Raw genomic sequence first — 19,522 nt, forward strand, 5'->3', positions numbered from 1 at the left:
TCACAGCACACGACTACCGGGACCAACCCTCCAACGGCAGGCGAACGCTACTGCTTCACCCATCCGAGCGACATCACGAATTCAACTTCAGTAGCCGAGCTCACGACCGGACGTGAGCTGGTTGTTTCCACCATCAGCCAGGCACCCAAACCGTCAAGGATGACCTTCCAGGTCAGTGTGCGTGATGGTGCAGCTGAGACCTCCGTCGACCGACAGGGGCACGGCTTCCAACGAGCCTTGATCATTGCTGCCCTCAAGCTGCTTGCCAAGCGGAAGAGCCCTAACAGCGGGGCGAAGACACTCTGTCTGGCAATCGAGGAGCCCGAGCTATTTCAGCACCCTCCACAGGCCCGGACGTTCGCTGAGGTTTTGCGAAAGCTCGTGACCGCATCAACGGGAGGTCGGACACAGGTGATGTACGCAACCCACAGCCCTGTCTTTATTGATCCGCGAAACTACCACCAGATCCGTCGTCTCAGCCGCGACGGTGGCACAGGACACCCTGTCACGCGGGTATGCCAAGTGTCCGAGGGCGACCTACGCGAGGCGCTGGCCGGTATCGTCAAAGAGAATACGATCAAGAGGAATGCAGGCACTTGGTGCTCAAGTGCGCTCGCCGAGGGATTCTTCGGGCACGCTGCAATTCTTGTCGAGGGACCTACCGATGAGGGCGTTCTCCTCGGCTGCGCAGAGCGGCTGGGGATCAATCTCGGAGCCCAAGGCATCACGATCGTAGTCGCTGGCAGTAAAAGCAATATCCCGCTCAGTCACGCCATCCTTACCGCGCTCGGTGTCCCCTGCTACGTCGTTTTCGACGGAGATGCCGGGATGTTGGAGGAGAAGACCCAGTCGGTGGACCATCTACCCCCGGACAAGCGTGCAGAGAAGGTCGCAGATTTCCAGAACCAGGCCCGCTCCAACGCGATCAAGAATCGTGAACTCCTCCGATACCTTGGGGGAGCATCTGCTTCAGATCCACCCACGACGGTTGACGTCACGTATGCGGTGTTCTCCGACAGACTGGAGACATACCTCGCCAATGAGTGGCCTAGCTGGGGGGAGCGGCGGCGGGAGCTGATCAACGCCGGCGACGGGTTTGAGCAGAAGGACGCAGCCACCTACCGCGAGGCCGCTTTGACCGCCGACTCGGCGCCGCCGTTCCACCTCGCGGGCATACTCGAGTCCGCGCAGCTGATGATCCGGTAAATTGCCTGATCAATTCTGTCTTGATGTCATTCCTTGGATGCTGCCTGCGTGTGGCATTGGTGAGTCTCGTTCAGGGTTCACCGTGTGAGGGCATATCGGTTCCGGCTATATCTCAACTAGACAAGAGGATTTCCATGCACCTTATCCCTGTTCAATCATCAAACCTCGCGGCCGTGGGCTACGAGCCCAGTGAAGGCGTGCTTGAGGTCCACTTCAAAAATGGCACCGCGTACCAGTACCTCGATGTTCCGGCGCTGGTGCACCAAGGGCTCATGCTGGCTTCCAGCAAGGGTGGTTACCTTGATCGCTTTGTAAAGAAGGCCGGATACCGGTACGAGAGGGTGCGCTAGTTGGCGAATGGCAAGCACCTTGGACGATTTGGGTGAATGCCTGGCTTTAGTTGAGTGGTCCGGCTGAGTTTCAATTTCATTCCCAACTTCCGCCTCGTGGCGGTCTCCGCTATAGCAGACAAGGCTAGATAATCCGAAGCGGTGATGTTTCAACGCTGGATTTTTGCAGCCCTCTGCGAGTCGACTCATTTCGTGTCGGCTTTATGGGATTCTTGTGTAAAGTGCGGGGTCGCCTTCGCCGACATGCGTAAACCAGTAAATCCGTGCTGTTGGCGGCTATTCCAGCCAGTCCATGATCCCGCGAGTTAGGGTGAATGCAGAACTTGCCGAGGAGAGCAACTCGCGAATCCGCATCAAGAGTCGATCAACCCGTGCTTGGTCGTGACTGCCGGCTGCCTCGACGAGGTCCTCGGCGTAGCTCCTGGCGACATGGCTTTCGGCGCCAGTGGAGCTTTCCGAGTCCGACCGCAGGGCATCGGCGATGCGGCGATATTCGGCGTGCTGTGCATCCGCCGTATTTGAGCCGCCTGCTTGTGCTGTGGCTCCAGAGCTGTCGATGTTGAATCCTCCGACAAACCCGCCGTGGCTGGCCGAAATATTGAACTGTCTGGATGGTTCGCGCATTACATGGCTCCCGTATACGTCCAGCCCTCGCTCTGTAGGTGCATAGAACTTCGAGAAGACTGGATGCTGCCTCACTAGGGATGGGCAAATCGGGTGAAAGATATTTCGAATGTCTCGCCTGTTCCATCCTCGATTCTTCAGGTATCGCCCCATATGGACCCACCCATCAGGTCCATTTGAAGAGCTGCAAATTACCTCGAATGTCTCACGTGTTAGATGAGGGATGTCTTGTGGGTGTACTGAGAGTTCGGGTAGTCCGCGTTCCTCCTCAGCCGCAGCCCATTCTTGGATGAACTGCCGGAGGGTGGCGAGACCGACTACTGAGATGATCGCTACCAGCAGCGCGCCTAGTAACCCCCACAAGATCAATCTCCCTTCATGGCCGACAGGGTAATCAATGTATCACTTGGAGTAATTGCTAATTTGTTCGCATTGCTCGAGGCGGATTGCAGTGGGTCGATGAGTGTCGTCACCGCATGCAGTCGCCGAACTGCGGAAGGTTGCCTGACCTGCGACAGGGCGGGTTGGGTGGCCTTTAGGCCTGCTGGGGGCCGTAAGCGCACCAACTCCGGCCAATGCGACACCGGCGCAGCGCTCGCCCTCCCCGGGGGTGGAAGCCTTCCTGATGTGGCGAGGTTGGCCTATCGGCGCCTGGGAGCCGTGAGGCCCGTCGCCTATGGAACTGTGTCGCAGATAGGCGCTAGAGGGTGAGATTATCGTGCTCAACTGCTCTTCTGACAAGCCCTTCTGAGGTTGTGTCACCCCTGCTGCTAGCGTCTCCGGTCAGCGACAGCAGCAGGCTCCAACTCCCCACCTCGTCCTGGGCGATGGGCGGCAACGCCGGCGGGTTACGCCGGTACGTCTTGAGGGTGCGACCCGAGTGGGCTGATGCCGCCTCGGACACACCGGGTCCACGCCCGGGCGAGCCGAGGGGGAGAGCGGGGAACAGCGGGACCGATCTCCTCGGATGACCAGAGCGTCCGGGTCACAGCCCGGACAGGGAAACGGAGATTGGAGACCACTGATGGAACCGCCGATCACAGCGGGCGAGACGGTACTTCCCCGCCCGGTTGAGGTGTTGCCGACGCCTGCGCTGGCGTCCGCGACGCGGAAGTTTGCCGACAAGCTCATCGAGCGCTTCAATATGCAGGATCCTGCGGCCTTCGCTCTTGCGCAGGCCGCAGTCGATCCTTCGGCGGCTCGCCAGGCAGCGGAATCTCCTGAGCGCTTGCCGGTGCCGGGTGGGGTCATCCTGGCTATTCGCACTGAGGTGTGGGCGCGCAACATCGTCCCGGATCCGCGGAACCCCCGGACGGGGCCGTCGCGGCGGCATCCAGTGTCGGCCCTGGTCGGCAAGGGCGAGGGCACGCGTTTCCGCCCACTGGCGGAGTCGATCTCTGCGCCGGGCAGTCGGCCTGAGCTCTTCCAGAAGCTCGCGAACCAGGAACACCTCGCGTGGGCGGCGCAGCAGGCCAAGGAGTACGTCCTCGATCGGAACGACTGGCGAGATTCCATCCGTAACCAGGGTGTGATGACCGAAGTATGGCTCGCTGCCACGACGTTCCAGCATGAGGATGGTACGCCTGATGTGACCGTGCCGGTCACCGCTGAAGGGTCGAGCCGCGTGACGTCCGTCCATGACCTGCTCGGCCTCAGGTCTGCCGACGTCCCATACATCCGGGACGCGACGAAGCTGCGCTCCCACATTCGTAAGCTCAACGACGAGATCTCCGCAGCTGAGGATCCGGGGCAGGTCGACCCCGAGGCGGCGATCAGGGCACGCTGTCAGAAGCTGCCAGCTCTGCTCCTGGTCGGCTTCGAGCCGAATAACGGGACCACGGCCGACTTCGGCGTCGCCGTGAAGTCGCTGGTGGCCCTGCGGCATGTGGACTACCCCAAGCCGTGGGGGGAGGCTGCGGAGAACGAGGCGCTCGCCGATGCTGTGGTGGACGAGATTGAGCGACAGGGACTGATCACTCCGGCCAAGGCCGAATGGCTCCGAGGAGCCCTGACGCCCGACCAGGCGAAGGCCGCAGGCTTCAGCGCCGACGCGGCCGTGCGGGCGGCCGCGATCGTGCGGCTGTTCGCCGAGCGTGATCAACGCGTCCACTCGGCTGTCCGGGTTGCCATCACCAGTCAGAGCACGCGCAAGAACATCACGACGAAGCTGCTGCTTGATGTCGCGTCTTCACTGGTCATGCGCTCGGTTGCCGAAGAGGATGACCGTAAGCGGGAGCGCATGCGGAAGTACCTGAAGTCGGCGTTCTCCGGCGAATTGGCAAGGGACTGGGACGCCACCTTCCGGGAGACAGGCGAGCTACGCGCAGCTGCCCTCGTGGAGGTGCAGAAGGGGGAGCCCGGTGTGGCCAGCCGGGAACTTGCGGCGCGGAGCGCCTATCCGCTTGTGGTCAATGGGCAGCTCGTCGGGGACCGTGGCACCCGCAGCAACGATCAGCCCGACCGCCGCCACCCCGGCGAGGTCATCGACCGGATGCGCAGCAGTGCTCACGGCGTTCACCAGCTGACGCAGACCCTGTACGACTTCTCTGCGGGGCGTAAGACCCGCAAGGTTGATGATCTTGGACAGGTTGTCCGGAACGCCGATGGTCGGGACATCCTCGTTTCCGATTCGGATCTGCGGCGCACGTTTCCGCCCGCTGGCGCGGGGCCGTCGCTCGCTCCTGCCCCCGAGAACCCGGCGGAGCTTCTCGGGAATGCATTGAACGGCCTGGCAACGGCGGTTCAAGCACTGGCCACCGCCGTCAAGAAGGTCGAGGCAGTCCAGTCCGATGACGGAACCCGGGTGATCGACTCGCTGGGCGCTGACAAGGGAGATTGCGAGGCGTGGCGGAATATTCTGCAGGACGTCCTATTCAAACTTCCGGTCTGGCAACAGCGGAGCATTCAGAGGCGCGGTACGAATGCCGATGACTCCAGCGATCCGGTTGACGACTTTGAGGACGATGAACTCGAGGACGACTCCGACGATGGGGTGTCCAACGAGGAAGCGTTGACTGACGTCGACGACTAGCGGTCGTGTGGTACCGCTCGGATCACGCGGGCGGTACCACCCCGCGTAGATGCGACACGGATGATCTGTTCAGCACACCTTCTCATTGGGATAGGGCGGCAACGCCGACTCTGCGGGCTACCAGCTCCACGGTCGGTACGTCTTGGTGCTGGCCGTTGCTCCGATGCCGCTTGCAGCCACGCCGGACACAGCCCGGAAGGCATCAAGTGGGTGCGCTGGGCGATTTCCTGCTCACCCTCGTCAATTTCTCGTGGTCGGATTCGACCGCGGGCTTAGTGCTTGGGTGAGGCACCACCTTGCAATTCCTTCATGGCCGTGAGTGGGATCTTCTGGCCCTGATCCAGTCGCGTAACACGTCCGACTTTTCCCAGGCCGCGTGCAGGGACTCGGATGTCGACATCTACCATCCGTCGGACGAGCAGGTGCCCGATGCCGGCGTTCTGGATGAATGTTCCCGCTGCATCGTTCGTATGGATTGTCTTGCGCTTGCGCTGCGCACGGAGGACTCGGAAGCGCGGTCCGGCTGGTACGGCGGATTCGGCCCGGAAGACCGGGACACAATTGCCGGGTTGCTGACAGCGCCTGGCGGCGGCCGGGCGCCATCGGAACTTGCCCTTACGGCCAGGCGCCTGGTTAATGACGGCTGGCGCATCAACGACGTTGCGGAACTGCTCGGCTACTCGCGCCGAACCGTACAACGGTATCTGCGCTCGGTCACCTGAATGGGACCTGCATCCGAGGACGCCATCACATGCCAACCAAGAATTGCCCCTGGCCAAGGTCTTGGGCTCAACCTGTGTGGCGGTGCATCGGTGTTGGTCGCGCCGGGAGGTTACCCAGTCCGCAGACGGTCCGCAGGACGCTCGATTGCGACCGTCGCAAGCCATCGGCGGCCAACCGCGAAGTGCCTGGTCAGCAGCACGTGCGATGCCCCGCCGCAGGTCAGGTTTGGCCGTCAATCGTTCCGCTTCAACGTGTAGCCGTCTGCTTGCCGCGAGTTGACCGGTTGGTCGAATGTGCGGACCGGAAGGGGCCGGGCTCTGTCGAGCCCGGCCCCTTCCGTGTCACCGTGCGGCTGCGCAGCAGGTAGGCGGTCTCCTTGAGGGGCTGGTGGTCCTCCAGTGAGACTGTGACCACCGGTTCGTGTCCGGCGCGAGTGATCACGATCTCCTCGCGGTCGTCCGTGACCGCGTTCAGTACCTCGGCGTAGTGCGCGCGGGAGTCCGAGTAGGTCGTCGTCTTCATGGCTCGACTCCTACGTCTGACTCGTGCGGTGACAAGGGTGACCGGGTCGCCGCCCCGGTCAGGGGCGGACGGTGACGGTCAGGGTGCCGTCCGGTGCGGTGGTCACGGTGACGTCGTCGAGGGTGTCGGCGTGGGCGTCCGGCCGGTGGGCGGCGGCGCGGGGGCCGATGCCGACGACGCGGATGCCGGCGGCGCGGGCGGCCGTGATGCCGGCGTCGGAGTCCTCGAAGGCGAGGCAGTCGGCGGGGGCGAAGCCGAGGGCGGCGGCGCCCTTGAGGAAGCCCTCCGGGTCGGGCTTGCTGGCGCCGACGGACTCGGCGGTCACCAGGACGGGCGGCATCGGCAGGCCGGCGGCGCCCATCCGGACCCGGGCGAGCGGTTCGTCGGCGGAGGTGACCAGGGCGTGCGGCAGGCCGTCCAGGGCGGCGAGGAAGGCGCCGGCGCCGGGGATCGGGACGACGCCGTCGGTGTCGGCGCGCTCGGCGGCGAGCATCCGCCGGTTGTCGGCGAGGTTGAGTTCCACCGGGCGGTCGGGCAGCAGTTCGGCCATCGTCGCGTGGCCCTGGCGGCCGTGGGCGACGGCCAGCACGGCGACGGGGTCGAGTCCGTGCTGCTCGGCCCAGCGGTGCCAGCAGCGCTCCACCACGGCGTCGGAGTTGACCAGGGTGCCGTCCATGTCCAGGAGGAGGGCGCGAGCGGTCAGCTGGAGGGGTGTGGCGGGCATGGGGCTGCTCCTCGGGCAAGGAAGGACGAGCTCTTTGTTCCCTGATGATACAAAAGATCAGCCGAGCAGGTGGGCGTTGACCGCGCGGGCCGCCTCGGCGAGCTCCGGCAGCTCCACCACCTCGACCCCGGCCGCCGCCAGCAGGGCCGTGCCCTGGCAGTCGGTGACGAACAGGTCCGGCTCGCGCCAGGCCACCACCACCCGCGGCACGCCCGCCGCGATCAGCAGCCGGGCGCACGGCGCCGGCCGCGAGGCGCGCTGTCCGCACGGTTCGAGCGAGCTGTAGACGGTCGCCCCGCGCAGCCGCGGGTCGCCGGTCGGCAGCTTGCCGAGGGCCGCCTCCTCGGCGTGGTCGTGCGCGTCGCCCTCCCGGCTGTAGCCCTCCGCCAGCACCTCGCCGTCGGCGCCGACGATCACCGCGCCGACCGAGAAGGCCGTCGCGGACGGCGGGCAGCGGCGGGAGAGTTCGACGGCCCGGCGCAGGTGGTCGAGGTCGGCGGTCACGGGACGGGCTCCGGTCACGGGGCGGGCTCCTTCGGGGCGTACCTGAGCAGGACGACGTCGTCCACCGTACGTGCCTCCAGCAGGCGCATCCGCCGGGCCGGGCCGCCCGGGAACGCGGCCGGGCGGACGAACCGCGGCGCCTCGGCCTGGCCGACCAGTAGCGGGGCGACCGCCAGCTGGAGCTCGTCCGCCAGGCCCTGGGCCAGGAACTGGGTGTGCACGCCGCCGCCGCCCTCGACCATCAGCCGGCGCACCCCGCGCGCGCCCAGGTCGTCCAGCACCGCGCCGAGGTCCACCGCGCCGCCGAGCGCGACCACCTCGGCCAGCCCGTCCAGGCGGGGCCGCAGCACGGTCGCGCCGGCGTCCGTGGTGTAGGCGAGCCGGGCGCCGCCGGTGTGCCAGAAGCGCAGGTCGGCGTCGAGCGCGCCGCTCGCGCTGAGCGTCACCTTCAGCGGGTACTCGGCGCGGCCGTCCGCGAGCCGGGCGGCCCGGCGTGCGGGGTCGTTGACCAGCAGGCGCGGATTGTCGGCGCGCAGCGTGTTGCCGCCGACCAGGACGGCGTCGGCGGCCGCGCGTTCGGCGTCGACCCGGTCGAAGTCGGCCCGGTTGGAGAGCAGCAGGCGGTCGGGGGAGGCGTCGTCGAGGTGGCCGTCGAGGGACATCGCGGCGCTCAGCAGGACGAAGGGGCGCTGGCCGGGCATGGGCGGGGGGACCGTTCTCTCGGGTGCGCCCCACGGTACGGCCGCCGGGGGTGGCGCGGTCGCGGGGTGATCGACAGGTGAGACGAATCTTCTCGGAATGCGGAACGTCCACTAGCGTCGAAGGCGTCGCGGAAACCGACCACTCCCCAGGGGGACACCATGACCGGACAGCAGCCCGCCACCGTCTACACCCACGGCTACCAGGAGGCCGTGCTGCGCTCGCACCGCTCCCGGACGGCGGCCGACTCGGCCGCCTACCTGCTGCCCGAACTGCGCCCCGGGCAGGCGCTGCTGGACATCGGCTGCGGGCCCGGCACGATCACCGCCGACCTGGCCGAGCTGGTCGGCCCGGGCGGTCGCGTGGTGGCAGTGGACACCTCCGCCGAGGTGCTGGAGCAGGCCGCCGCGTACGTGGCCGGCCGGGGCCTGTCCAACGTCGTGTTCGAGGTCGCCGATGTCCACGAACTGCCCTATCGAGAGGGCGAGTTCGACGTGGTGCACGCTCACCAGGTGTTGCAGCACGTGGCCGACCCGGTGGCCGCGCTGCGCGAGATGCGCCGGGTCGCGGCGCCGGGCGGTGTGGTCGCGGCCCGGGACGTCGACTACGCGTCGATGACCTGGTTCCCCGAGGCGCCCGCGCTGGACCGCTGGCTGGAGCTGTACGAGCGGATCGCCCGCGCCAACGGCGGTGAGCCGGACGCCGGGCGGCGGCTGCTGTCCTGGGCGCGGGCGGCGGGCTTCACCGACATCGCCGCGACCGCCACCACCTGGACGTACGCGACGCCCGAGCAGCGCGCCTGGTGGGGCGGGATGTGGGCGGACCGGGTGACCGGCTCCGCCATCGGCCGGACGGCGGTGGAGCGGGGCTTCGCGGACCAGGCCGAACTGGCGCGCATCGCGGCCGGCTGGCAGGAGTGGAGCGCCGCCGGGGACGGCTGGTTCTCCATGCTGCACGGCGAGATCCTGGCGCGCGGCTGACCGGGGGCCGGGCCGGCGACGGGCCGAGGGCGAGGCCGGGCGGCGGGATGGGCGGCGGGGCGGGCGAAACGGTCGCGCGGGCGTTCGGAAAGATCGGGTAAAGTCGCGCGTCCGCTCGTACCGGGGCCGTTCGGGCCCGTCCGGCCCGTTGCTGGAGGGGGCGAGCCGACGAGTCGAGCTGCCGAGTCGATGCCCGTACCGGCGGGCCGGGGGAGTCCACGTGTCCAAGCCTGCGTCCGAACCGCCCGCGCCGGGGCCGGAGTCGCCTGCGGCCGATCCCCGCACACCGGCCCACGAGGCCGCGCCGGCGAAGCGGGCCGAGCGGGCGGGGCAGTCGGAGCGGGCGGACCAGCCGGAGCAGCAGGCGCAGGCCGGGCAGCCCGAGCCGGTCACGGTACCCGGACAGCCCGGCCCCGCCGCCCCGTCCGCGCCCGCCCCGCCCGTGCCGCCCCTCCCGCCCGCGCCCGCCAACCCGTGGGCCGCGCCCCTGCCGTCGCAGTCCCGGTCGCAGGCCCCGCCGCAGCCCCCGCCCCCGCCGCTGCCCGCCGGCGGCTGGGCGTCGGTGCCGCCCGCCGCGCAGTCCGGCCTCCAGCCCGGCTTCCCCTACCCCCGGCCCGCCCCCGTCACCAACGGCTTCGCGGTCGCCGCCCTGGTGACCGGCCTGGTCGTGGCGGCGCCGGTGGCCCTGGTGTTCGGCATCATCGCGCTGGTCCAGATCAACCGCCGCAAGGAGCGCGGCTTCGGCATGGCGGTGACCGGGCTGGTGCTCGGCGTGGTCGGCACGGTGCTGCTGTCGCTCGTCGTGTCCGGTTCGACCTTCGAGTCCCCCGATGGCGGCCGGTTCGGCCAGTCCACGAAGGCTCCGGCCGGGTCCGTCCCGTGGGCCGCGCTGAAGTCCGGGGACTGCTACAACACCCCCGACAACGGCAGCCGGGCCGACCCCGAGGGCGGCGACGAGACGCTCTACTGGGTCCGCCGGGTGCCGTGCTCGGTCCCGCACCACGGCGAGGTGGCCGGCACCGCCCGGATCCCGGCGGGCGACGGCCCGTCCTACCCGGGCGAGGCGACGGTCCGCCTGCGGGCCGCCGAACTGTGCCGCACGGTGCTCGACGACTACGCCCTCGACCAGTGGGCGATCCCGGACGGCATGGACGACGTCTACCTCTACCCGACCCGGGGCAACTGGAGGTCCGGTGACCGCTACGTCACCTGCGCGTTCGAGGACCGCGACGGCGAGCACCTGGGGACGGTCCGCACCGACCGGGGCAGCCTGAACCCCGCCCAGCTGGCCTACCTGGAGGCCGTCCGGGGCTTCAACGACGCCTACGCGGAGCAGCCGAGCAAGGGCTTCGCGGACGCGTCGTCCGAGTACCGGACCTGGGCCCGGCGGATGTCCACCGCCTCCCACGCGGAGGCCGCGGCGCTGAACAAGGCGTCGGCGGCGTGGCCGGCCGAGGTCAAGCCGGCGGTCCGCAAGCTGGCCGCGGCCCAGGAGGCGGCCGCCACCGCCTGGGACGCGGCGGCCTCCGGCGACGACCTGGAGGGCGACGTCCGGCGGGCCCGGGCGCTGGTGACCAAGTCGGTGCCGCTCAGCATCGAGATCCGGCGCGGGCTCGGCCTGTCCACCGGCGAGCAGGTGCCCGACCTCCAGGTCTGAGCTGCCGACGGGTCCGGGCCGCCGGGCGCGGCCGGGTTACCCGCCGTTAACCGCACCCGTACCTGCCGGTAGCGAGCCGCCCGTAGCGTCGTGGGGGCGGATCCCCGGCCCGACCCCCACGCAGGCCGGGGATACGCTCCCCGCCATGAGCGCCTTTCGGGTGATGCGGCAGGACGACAACGGCAACCGCTTCCTGGTCGCGGCCGGGCTCGACCGCGTCGCGGCGGAGCGGCTGGCGGTCGAGTTCGAGGCCCGCGGCCACAAGCAGCTGTACTGGGTCGAGGCCGAGGCCGCCGCTGCGGACGGCGCGGGGCCGGACAGGACCTAAGGTCGGGCCCATGGACAAGGCGAGCGAGAACCCCGTCGAGCCCCGGATCGTCGTCGGCGGCGCCCTTATCCACGGGGGCCGGGTGCTCGCCGCCCGGCGCAGCGCGCCCGCGGCGGTGGCTGGGCGCTGGGAGTTCCCGGGCGGGAAGGTCGAACCCGGCGAGACCGAGGCGCAGGCGCTGGAGCGGGAGCTGCTGGAGGAGCTGGGCGTCCGGGCGCGGGCGCTGGAGCGGCTGCCGGGCGCGTGGAGCGTCCGGCCGGGTCTGGAGCTGCGCTTCTGGGCGGCCGAGCTGCTGGCCGGCGACCCCCGTCCACTGGAGGACCACGACGAGCTGCGCTGGCTCGGCCCGGCCGAGCTGGACAGCGTCGACTGGATCGAGCACGACCGCGACGTCCTGCCGCACGTCGCCCGGTTGCTCCATGCATAGGGCGGCCTGAGCCGGTGTGCGACGCGCGGGGTACGGGGTAGGTCAATCAGACAAGACGACCCGGCGGCCGGGATAGCCTGGGTTCTGCTGGGTATGTCACTTTTCGGCACTATTCGTCACCATCGGTGAGCCGTCCCAGCCGGCGACGCCGATCCCGACCAGAGCCGGAGGCCCCGTCGGTGTCGAGTACCGGGAACGGCGGCGGAGGAGCACCGCGGACAGGCGCCGCGGGGAGCGCAGCCGCCCGCGCCCGGCTGCGCCGGGGCGCCCGGCCCGCCGCCCCGCAGCCACCGGCCGGCCGCCGTCGGCGGGACGCCGCCGATGCCCCCGAAGCCCCGCGGCCCGACCAGCCGGCGCCGACCCTGGCCGTCCCCGTCTCCGACCCGGGCCCCCAGCCCGGCCTGCGCAGCCGGCCCGCCCGGCCGTTCCCCGGTGGGCCGTCCGACGCCCCGTACGGCCCCGGCGTGCCGGCCGAGGGCAGCCTGCTCGACATGCTGAAGGTCGCCATCGCGATCCTGGACACCGCGGGCCGGGTGGTGCTCTGGAGCCCGGCCGCCGAGGAACTGCTCGGCTGGCCGAACGAGCTGCTGGTCGGCCGCCGGATCGACGAGCTGATCCCCGACCAGGAGCAGGTCGGCCGGATCCGGGCCGCGATCCAGGACACCCTGCGCCACGGCCGCTGGGCCGGCAACGCCGAACTGCGCGACCGGGACGGCGTGCCGATCGCGGTGGACGCCAGGATCTCCCTCCTGGTGGACGGCGACGGCACCCCGTTCCTCCAGGTCAACATGGCCGAGGCGGCCGCCGTCCGGGCCGTCGAGCGCGACCTCGCCGTCCGTGACGCGCTGTTCGAGCAGTCCCCGCTGGGCATCGCGATCATGGACACCGAGCTGCGCTACACCGCCGTCAACCAGACCCTGGCCGAGATGAACGGCGTCGCCCTGGCGGACCACGTCGGCCGGACCACCGGCGAGACCCTGCCCGAGCGGGCCGCCGACGAGGTCACCGCGATCCAGCGCCAGGTGCTGGCCACCGGCGAGCCGGTCATCGACGTCACCCTCGCCTCCCCGGTCACCGCCCGCTCCGGCTACCGCTCGATCTCCTACAGCCGGATGACCGACCGCTCCGGCCGGGTGCTCGGCATCTCCGGCACCGTGATGGACGTGACCGAGCGCTACCGCGCCGTCGCCAAGGTCGAGCACGCCCGGCGCCGGCTCTCGCTGCTCAACGAGTTCGGCTCCCGGGTCGGCGACCTGCTCGACGCCGCCCGGATCGCCCAGGAGCTCGCCAGCTCCGTCGTCCCCCGGCTCACCGACCACTCCGCGGTGATCCTGCTGCAGGCCGTCGCGCACGGTGACGACCTGCCCCGGCACGGCCACGACCGCCGCACCTCGCTGCTCCAGCTCGGCACCGCCTCCGTCCAGGACGGCCCCGAGGTCGAGGTGATGCTCCGCCGCGGCGCCCGGATCACCTTCGCCGAGGACTCCGCCTGCGGCCGGGTGCTGCGCACCGGCGTCCCCGAACTGCTCTCCGGCGCGGACCAGCTCGACGACGTGACGTACCCCGGCGACCCGAAGACGCAGGCCGCCCACGACCTGGGCGTGCACTCCATGCTGGTCGTCCCGCTGCGCGCCCGCGGCATCGTGATCGGTCTGCTGCTGGTCAGCCGGGGCGGCTACCGGGAGGGCTTCGACCGGGACGACCTGGCCTTCACCGTCGAGCTGGCCGACCGGGCCGGCAGCTCGCTGGACAACGCCCGGCTGTACGCCCGCGAGCGCACCGCCGCGCTCACCCTCCAGCGCACCCTGCTCCCGCAGCAGGTCCCGCAGCCCACCGGCGTCGAGGTCGCCTACCGGTACGTGCCCGGCAGCAGCGGCGCCGAGGTCGGCGGCGACTGGTTCGACGTCATCCCGCTGCCCGGCGACCGCACCGCGCTGGTGGTCGGCGACGTGATGGGCCACGGCCTGCGGGCCGCCGCCACCATGGGCCGGCTGCGCACCGCCGTCCGGGTGCTGGCCGCCCTCGACCTGCCGCCGGACGTCCTGCTGCGGCACGTCCACGAGCTGGCCGACGACCTGGCCCAGGGCCCGGACGAGGCGCTGCTCGCCACCTGCGTCTACGCGGTGTTCGACCCGGGGACGGCCAGACTGACCGTCGCCAAGGCCGGGCACATCCCGCCCGTCCTGGTGGTGCCGGGCGAGGAGGGCGGGGAGCCGACCCGGACCGGCGGCCCGCTGCGCGGCGGCGCCGGCCGGATCCTCGACCTGCCCTCCGGTGCCCCGCTCGGCGTCGGCGGCGTCCCGTTCGAATCCGTCGAGCTGAAGATCCCCGAGGGCAGCCTGCTCGCCCTCTGCACCGACGGCCTGGTCGAGTCCCGGGACAAGGACCTCGACGTCGGCCTCGGCCGGCTGGTCACCGTGCTCCAGGAGCCGCACGCCTCCATCCAGGCCGCCTGCGAGGCCGTGCTCGACACCATGGAGCAGGGCCGCGAGCCGGACGACGTCGCGCTGCTGCTGGCCCGGCTCGGCCACGGCCAGGCCGGTACCCCGACGGCCGGCTGGACCCTGCCCGCCGAGCCCACCGCCGTCTCCCGGGCCCGCCGGCTGGTCCGCTCCACGCTCGCCGAGTGGGGCGTCGAGGAGCTCACCGACACCGCGGAGCTGCTGGTCAGCGAGCTGGTCACGAACGCCGTCCGGTACGCCAGCGCCCCCATCGGCGTGCGGCTGACGCTCGGCGAGACGCTGCTGGTCGAGATCTCCGACCCGCTGCCCGAGCCGCCCCGGGAGCGGCACGCGGCCGAGGCCGACGAGGGCGGCCGGGGCCTGGAACTGGTCCGCCGCCTGGCGCTGCACTGGGGTGCCCGGGCCGAGGGCATCGGCAAGGTGGTCTGGTTCGAGCAGGCGCTGCCGGGTAGTGAGCCCGAGGAGTCATAGGGAGCGCAGCGGGTCGGGGGCGCGAGCCCGAGCGGGGGCGAGGAGGGCGGGACCGCATATGCCAGCAGATGGCCGGGGGGAGCGCGCAGCCCGGAAGGGGGCGCGGACGTGGCATTGTGGTTGCGCGGGCGGTAGGACAAAAACCTTCGCCCGATCTGATGTTGTGATGTTGAGGGCGTGTGAACGTACCCCTCGATGATGAATACTCGGTCTTCTCGACATCCGGACGGTCGCGGGTTGGAGGGGTCGGTCCGTTGAACAGCACCCCGGCGCGGAACGCGCCGAGCAGCAGCGGTCATGCTGTCGTGCCCGGGCAGGCCGGTTCACCGCACCTGCCCGCGCCGGCGGACCCGCCCGGCGCAGGCCCCGTGGGCCTCGGTCACCACCCCGGGGCCGCGGACCACCCGTGGGGCGCGGGCGGCCCCGGGTCGATCTACGACTACATCCGGGTCGCCACCTTCACCATCGGCCCCGACGGCCGGATCAGCCAGTGGAGCGAGCGCGCCGCCGAGTTCTTCGGCGTCCCCGCCCCCGACGCCGTCGGCGCCGACCCGATCACCACCTTCGTCCCCCGCGAGCTCTGGCAGCGCGGACGCGCCCGGCTGGAACGCGCCCTGGCCGGCGAGGAGTGGGTCGGCACCACCCCCTACCGGGACGCCGTCGGCGGCGAGGGCCTCGCCGAGCTCTACCTGATGCCCGACAGCGCCCTGCCCACCGCCGGCGCCACCTGCCTGGCCGTCGACCTCGGCCGGCTGCGCCGGGTTGAGACCGACCTCGCCGCCTCCGAGGCCGTCTTCGGGCAGACGCCCACCGGCTTCATCCTGTTCGACGACCGGCTGCGCCTCCAGCGGGTCAACGACGCCTTCGCCTCCGGCATGGGCCTGGCCCCCACCGACCTCGAAGGCCTCACCCCGCACGACCTCTTCCCGCCGTCCGAGGCCGACCGCCTCACCGCCGCCCTGCGCAAGGTCCTCGCCACCGGCGAGCCCGTCTTCGACCTGCGTTTCCACGGCGCCGTCCCCACCCGCGAGGGCAACCGGCTCTGGGCCGTCTCGCTGTACCGCCTCAACGGCGCGGCCGGACAGCCGATCGGCGTCGCCGGGCAGGTCTCCGACGTCACCAGCCGGCACGTCGCCGAGCGCGAGGCCGACGGCGTCCGCCGCAACCTCGCCCTGCTCAACGAGGCCAGCGCGCACATCGGCTCCACCCTCGACCTGGAGACCACCGCCAAGGAACTGCTCGACGTCGTCGTCCCGCCGTTCTGCGACCTCGCCACCGTCGACCTGTACACCGCGCTGCTCTCCGGCGAGACCGTGCCCAGCGCCGGCCGGCTCGGCGACACCGTGCTCACCGACGGCAGCGGCGAACTGCGCCGGGTCGCCGTCTCCAGCGTCATCGGCGGCGCCTCCTCGGTGCTCGGCTCGGTCACCGGCCTGCCCATCGCCGAGGCCGGCGGCACCCTCTGTTACCCGCGACGCTCCCCGCACGCCCGGGCGCTGCGCACCGGCCGCAGCGTCGTCCCCGAGCCCGGGCCCGACCCGCTGCTGCGCTCCACCCTGATCGTCCCGCTGGTCGCCCGCGACCAGGTGCTCGGCCTCGTCCAGCTCTCCCGCGCGATCGGCAGCGAGCCCTTCGACGCCCGCGACGTCGCCATCGCCGAGGAACTCGTCGCCCGCGCCGCCGTCTGTATCGACAACGCCCGGCTCTACCGCCGCGAGCACGAGCGCGCCCTGATCCTCCAGCGCAGCCTGCTGCCCCCGGGCAACCCGGCCGCCAGCGGCCTGGAGATCGCCTGCCGCTACCTGCCCAGCAACAACAACACCGAGGTCGGCGGAGACTGGTTCGACGTCATCCCGCTGCCCGGCAACCGCACCGCCCTGGTCATCGGCGACGTGATGGGGCGCGGTCTGCGCGCCGCCGTCGCCATGGGCCAGCTGCGCACCGCCGTCCGCACCCTCGCCATGCTCGACCTGGAGCCCGGCGAGGTGCTCACCGCCCTCGACGAGATCGCCCGCGGCCTCGGCGGCGACACCGTGCCGGCCGGCCCGCCCACCCCGTACGGCCGGCTCACCTCCGCCGCCGACGAGGAGGCCCGCGAGGTCTACCTGGCCACCTGCGTCTACGCGGTCTACGACGCCGTCACCCGGCGCTGCTGGATCGCCAACGCCGGCCACCTGCCGCCCGTCCTGCTCAGCCCCGGCGAGCCCGCCCGGATGCTCGACGTCCCGCCCGGCCTGCCGCTCGGCGTCGGCGGCGAGCCCTTCGAGGAGGTCGAGCTGACCCTCCCGGACGGCGCCATCCTCGGCCTCTACACGGACGGCCTGGTGGAGAGCCGCAAGCACCAGCTGGACGAGGGCCTGCGCGGCTTCCGCACCGCGCTGTCGGCCAAGGGCAAGGGCCTCGAAGAGCTCTGCGAGCACGTTCTCGGCGAGCTCAACCCGCACCACGGCGAGGACGACATCGCCCTGCTGATGGCCAAGGTGCACGCCTTCCCCGAGGACGCCGTCGGCAACTGGTTCCTGCCGCCCGAGCCCACCTCCGTCGCCAAGGCCCGCGAGCTGGCCTGCAGCTGGCTGCTGACCCGCGGCCTGGAGGAGCTCGTGGACACCACCGAGCTGCTGGTCAGCGAACTGGTCACCAACGCGCTCAAGCACGGCCGGGGCGAGATCCGGCTGCGGCTGCTGCGCGATCGCGGCCTGGTCTGCGAGGTCTGGGACGACGGCTACGCCCAGCCCCGGCAGCGGCGCGCCCAGGAGACCGACGAGGGCGGGCGCGGCCTGCAACTGGTCAGCCTGCTGGCCGAGCGCTGGGGCAGCCGGCGGACGCCCAAGGGCAAGATCGTCTGGTTCGAGCTGGGCCTCTAGGCCGGTCGCGGTTCGGCCGTCCGGGTGCAGTCGGCGGGCGGTTCGCCGTGTCGGCCCGGGCCCGGGCGCCCGGACGGCGTTCCATGGCCGCCATGCGCGTCCGCCAGCTCACCTCCGCAGCCGTCGCGCTGCTGCTCGCCGCCGGCCTCGGCGGCTGCTCCGACGGCCCGGATCCGGCCCGTACCCCCGACCCCGCGCCGGCCTCGGCCGACCCCACCTCCGGCACCGGGGATGTCCGGGCCGCGGACCGCACCGCCGTCCGGGGCGGCGGCAGGCTGCGCTGGGCCGTGGACGGCGTCCCGGCCACGCTCAACGTCTACCAGGGTGACGCGACCGCCGACTCGGCACTGCTCGCGCACGCCCTCTACCCCTCGCTGTTCCGGCCCGACGGGCACGGCCGGCTCGTCCCCGACCCGGACTACCTGGCCGGCGCCGAGTCCACCCCGCCCGGGCAGCAGCCGCAGGTCGTCACCTACCGGCTCAACCCGCGCGCGGTCTGGAGCGACGGCACCCCGCTCACGGCCGCCGACCTGACCGCCCAGCGGGCCGCCCTCTCCGGCCTCGACCCGACCTACCAGGGCGGACGCCCGGCCGGGTACGACGCCATCGACGCGATCGCCCAGGGCGCCGACCCGCACGAAGTCCGGGTCACCTTCCGGCGCCCGTACGCCGAATGGCGCTCGCTGTTCGGCCCGCTCTACCCGGCGGCCGAGACGGCCACCCCGGCCGCGTTCAACCGGGCGCTGACCGGCGGAGAGCACCTGAGCGCCGGGCCGTACACCGTCTCCGGGTACGACGCCGCAGGCGGGCAGGTCGTCCTCGCCCGCAACCCGCGGTGGTGGGGGGACCAGCCGAAGACCGACCGGATCGAGTTCATCGCCGCGCCGCCGGAGGGCCGGCTGGACGCGCTCGACCAGAACCGGCTGGACATCGCCCCGCTCACCGCGGCGGTGGACCAGGCGGTGCCCGCCCCCGCCCCGGCCGCCTCCGCCACGCCCACCGCCTCCGCCACACCGACCGCCACCCCGGGCGCCTCCGATACGCCGACCGCCGAGGCGGCGCCCCCGCCCGCCGCACCCGAGGCCGCGGCGCTGGCCCTGCGGCGGGCCGAGGGACTGCACGGCGTCATCGTGCACCGGGCCGTCGGCGCCTCGCTCACCCAGCTCACCCTCAACTCCGCCCACGGCCCGCTCGCCGACCCGGCCCTGCGGCTCGCCCTGACCCGCGCCGTCGACCGGCGGCGGATCGCCGACGCCGCGCTCACCCCGCTCGGCCTGCCCGGCGCCCCGCTGGGCAGCCACCTGCTCGCCGGCGACCAGGACGGCTACCGCGACAACAGTGCGGCCGCCGGCCCGGCCGACGCCGCCCGGCTGTTCGACGAGGCGGGCTGGAAGCGGCCCGACACCGGCGGCACCCGCACCAAGGACGACAAGGAGCTCACCCTCACCCTGCTCGTCCCGGCCGGCTCCGCGACCGCCAAGCGGACCGCCGACGCGCTCACCGCCGACCTCGGCGAGTCCGGTGTCGAGGTGAAGGCCGTGACCGCGTCCGCCGACACCTTCGTCCAGGACCAGCTGGCCGCCGGGGAGTACGACCTCGCCCTGTTCTCCTGGCCCGCCGGCACCAGCCCGGCGAGCGAGCAGCGGCCCGTCTACGCCAAGCCCCGGCCCGACGCCGACGGCACCCTCGACCCCGGCAGCAACTACGCCCGCAGCGGAACCGAGGAGATCGACCGGCTCTTCGACCGCGCCACCGCCGAGCTCGACCCGGCCGCCCGGCTCCGCCTGCTCCAGGAGGCGGACGTGCGGATCTGGCAGCTCGGCCACTCGGTGCCGCTCTACCAGCGGCCCGAGCTGGTCGGCGTCCGGGCGGGCGTCGCGGGCGCCGGGGTCTGGGGGTACGGCTGGCCGCGCTTCCAGGACGTGGGGTGGAGCGCTTGAGCCCGTTCCC

General features: G+C 71.4%; 14 protein-coding genes and 1 pseudogene. 11 read left to right on the top strand and 4 right to left on the bottom strand.

Annotated elements, in window-relative coordinates:
- Positions 1-1,206: ATP-dependent nuclease (locus ACIOGZ_RS35495; RefSeq protein WP_400988978.1), on the top strand; the 1,206-nt coding region annotated here is incomplete at its 5' end.
- Positions 1,207-1,340: 134 nt separating this feature from the next.
- On the top strand, positions 1,341-1,556 hold the full coding sequence (locus ACIOGZ_RS35500; protein ID WP_400988980.1) for a KTSC domain-containing protein: 216 nt from the start codon (positions 1,341-1,343) through the stop codon (positions 1,554-1,556).
- A 276-nt stretch (positions 1,557-1,832) separates the two neighbouring features.
- Here the strand turns inward: ACIOGZ_RS35500 and ACIOGZ_RS35505 are convergent, their stop codons facing one another.
- Positions 1,833-2,180 carry a hypothetical protein gene (locus ACIOGZ_RS35505; RefSeq protein ID WP_400988982.1) on the bottom strand — a complete coding sequence of 116 codons (348 nt, stop codon included), beginning with the start codon at positions 2,178-2,180 and terminating at the stop codon, positions 1,833-1,835.
- A 1,024-nt stretch (positions 2,181-3,204) separates the two neighbouring features.
- Between ACIOGZ_RS35505 and ACIOGZ_RS35510 the strand changes: the two genes are divergently transcribed.
- Both ACIOGZ_RS35510 and ACIOGZ_RS35515 read left to right on the top strand, forming a co-directional pair.
- The gene (locus ACIOGZ_RS35510; protein ID WP_400988984.1) at positions 3,205-5,211 is read left to right on the top strand and encodes a hypothetical protein; all 2,007 of its coding nucleotides are present in this window, start codon (positions 3,205-3,207) and stop codon (positions 5,209-5,211) included.
- A 296-nt stretch (positions 5,212-5,507) separates the two neighbouring features.
- Positions 5,508-5,933: a WhiB family transcriptional regulator gene (locus ACIOGZ_RS35515; protein ID WP_400988985.1), complete on the top strand. Its 426-nt coding sequence runs from the start codon at positions 5,508-5,510 to the stop codon at positions 5,931-5,933.
- 247 nt (positions 5,934-6,180) lie between these two features.
- Here ACIOGZ_RS35515 and ACIOGZ_RS35520 read toward each other — a convergent pair whose 3' ends face one another.
- From ACIOGZ_RS35520 to ACIOGZ_RS35530, 3 genes and pseudogenes are all read right to left on the bottom strand, one after another.
- Positions 6,181-6,456, bottom strand: a complete 276-nt coding sequence (locus tag ACIOGZ_RS35520; RefSeq protein WP_400988987.1) for a type II toxin-antitoxin system Phd/YefM family antitoxin — start codon at positions 6,454-6,456, stop codon at positions 6,181-6,183.
- Between the two features lie 58 nt (positions 6,457-6,514).
- Positions 6,515-7,180 (bottom strand): HAD-IA family hydrolase, encoded by a 666-nt coding sequence (locus ACIOGZ_RS35525; protein ID WP_363629566.1) that lies wholly within the window; start codon positions 7,178-7,180, stop codon positions 6,515-6,517.
- Between the two features lie 57 nt (positions 7,181-7,237).
- Positions 7,238-8,385 (bottom strand): annotated as a pseudogene (locus ACIOGZ_RS35530) (dihydrofolate reductase family protein).
- Positions 8,386-8,544: 159 nt separating this feature from the next.
- Here ACIOGZ_RS35530 and ACIOGZ_RS35535 point away from each other — a divergent pair.
- The 7 genes from ACIOGZ_RS35535 (at position 8,545) to ACIOGZ_RS35565 (ending at position 19,512) form a co-directional block, all read left to right on the top strand.
- Complete coding sequence (locus ACIOGZ_RS35535; protein ID WP_363621405.1) at positions 8,545-9,363, top strand: methyltransferase domain-containing protein; 819 nt, start codon at positions 8,545-8,547, stop codon at positions 9,361-9,363.
- A gap of 220 nt (positions 9,364-9,583) precedes the next feature.
- Positions 9,584-11,020: a DUF4190 domain-containing protein gene (locus ACIOGZ_RS35540; RefSeq protein WP_400988989.1), complete on the top strand. Its 1,437-nt coding sequence runs from the start codon at positions 9,584-9,586 to the stop codon at positions 11,018-11,020.
- 145 nt (positions 11,021-11,165) lie between these two features.
- Entirely contained in the window at positions 11,166-11,348 is a 183-nt protein-coding gene (locus tag ACIOGZ_RS35545; RefSeq protein WP_363585430.1) for an SPOR domain-containing protein, read from the top strand.
- A 10-nt stretch (positions 11,349-11,358) separates the two neighbouring features.
- Positions 11,359-11,775, top strand: coding sequence for an NUDIX domain-containing protein (locus ACIOGZ_RS35550; protein WP_400988991.1), 417 nt, complete (start codon positions 11,359-11,361; stop codon positions 11,773-11,775).
- Between the two features lie 179 nt (positions 11,776-11,954).
- On the top strand, positions 11,955-14,708 hold the full coding sequence (locus ACIOGZ_RS35555; RefSeq protein ID WP_400988993.1) for a SpoIIE family protein phosphatase: 2,754 nt from the start codon (positions 11,955-11,957) through the stop codon (positions 14,706-14,708).
- Positions 14,709-14,962: 254 nt separating this feature from the next.
- Positions 14,963-17,572, top strand: coding sequence for a SpoIIE family protein phosphatase (locus ACIOGZ_RS35560; protein ID WP_400328365.1), 2,610 nt, complete (start codon positions 14,963-14,965; stop codon positions 17,570-17,572).
- A gap of 92 nt (positions 17,573-17,664) precedes the next feature.
- Positions 17,665-19,512, top strand: a complete 1,848-nt coding sequence (locus tag ACIOGZ_RS35565; RefSeq protein ID WP_363629560.1) for an ABC transporter family substrate-binding protein — start codon at positions 17,665-17,667, stop codon at positions 19,510-19,512.
- Positions 19,513-19,522 lie beyond the last annotated feature (10 nt).

Source organism: Kitasatospora sp. NPDC088160 (assembly GCF_044741445.1).
In the GTDB taxonomy this organism is placed as follows: Bacteria; Actinomycetota; Actinomycetes; order Streptomycetales; family Streptomycetaceae; genus Kitasatospora.

Excerpts from the sequence above, each read along its gene's own strand:
- ACIOGZ_RS35500 (WP_400988980.1), top strand. The coding sequence starts at position 1,341 with ATGCACCTTATCCCTGTTCAATCATCAAACCTCGCGGCCGTGGGCTAC.
- ACIOGZ_RS35505 (WP_400988982.1), bottom strand. The coding sequence starts at position 2,180 with ATGCGCGAACCATCCAGACAGTTCAATATTTCGGCCAGCCACGGCGGG.
- ACIOGZ_RS35510 (WP_400988984.1), top strand. The coding sequence starts at position 3,205 with ATGGAACCGCCGATCACAGCGGGCGAGACGGTACTTCCCCGCCCGGTT.
- ACIOGZ_RS35520 (WP_400988987.1), bottom strand. The coding sequence starts at position 6,456 with ATGAAGACGACGACCTACTCGGACTCCCGCGCGCACTACGCCGAGGTA.
- ACIOGZ_RS35525 (WP_363629566.1), bottom strand. The coding sequence starts at position 7,180 with ATGCCCGCCACACCCCTCCAGCTGACCGCTCGCGCCCTCCTCCTGGAC.
- ACIOGZ_RS35535 (WP_363621405.1), top strand. The coding sequence starts at position 8,545 with ATGACCGGACAGCAGCCCGCCACCGTCTACACCCACGGCTACCAGGAG.
- ACIOGZ_RS35545 (WP_363585430.1), top strand. The coding sequence starts at position 11,166 with ATGAGCGCCTTTCGGGTGATGCGGCAGGACGACAACGGCAACCGCTTC.
- ACIOGZ_RS35550 (WP_400988991.1), top strand. The coding sequence starts at position 11,359 with ATGGACAAGGCGAGCGAGAACCCCGTCGAGCCCCGGATCGTCGTCGGC.
- ACIOGZ_RS35565 (WP_363629560.1), top strand. The coding sequence starts at position 17,665 with ATGCGCGTCCGCCAGCTCACCTCCGCAGCCGTCGCGCTGCTGCTCGCC.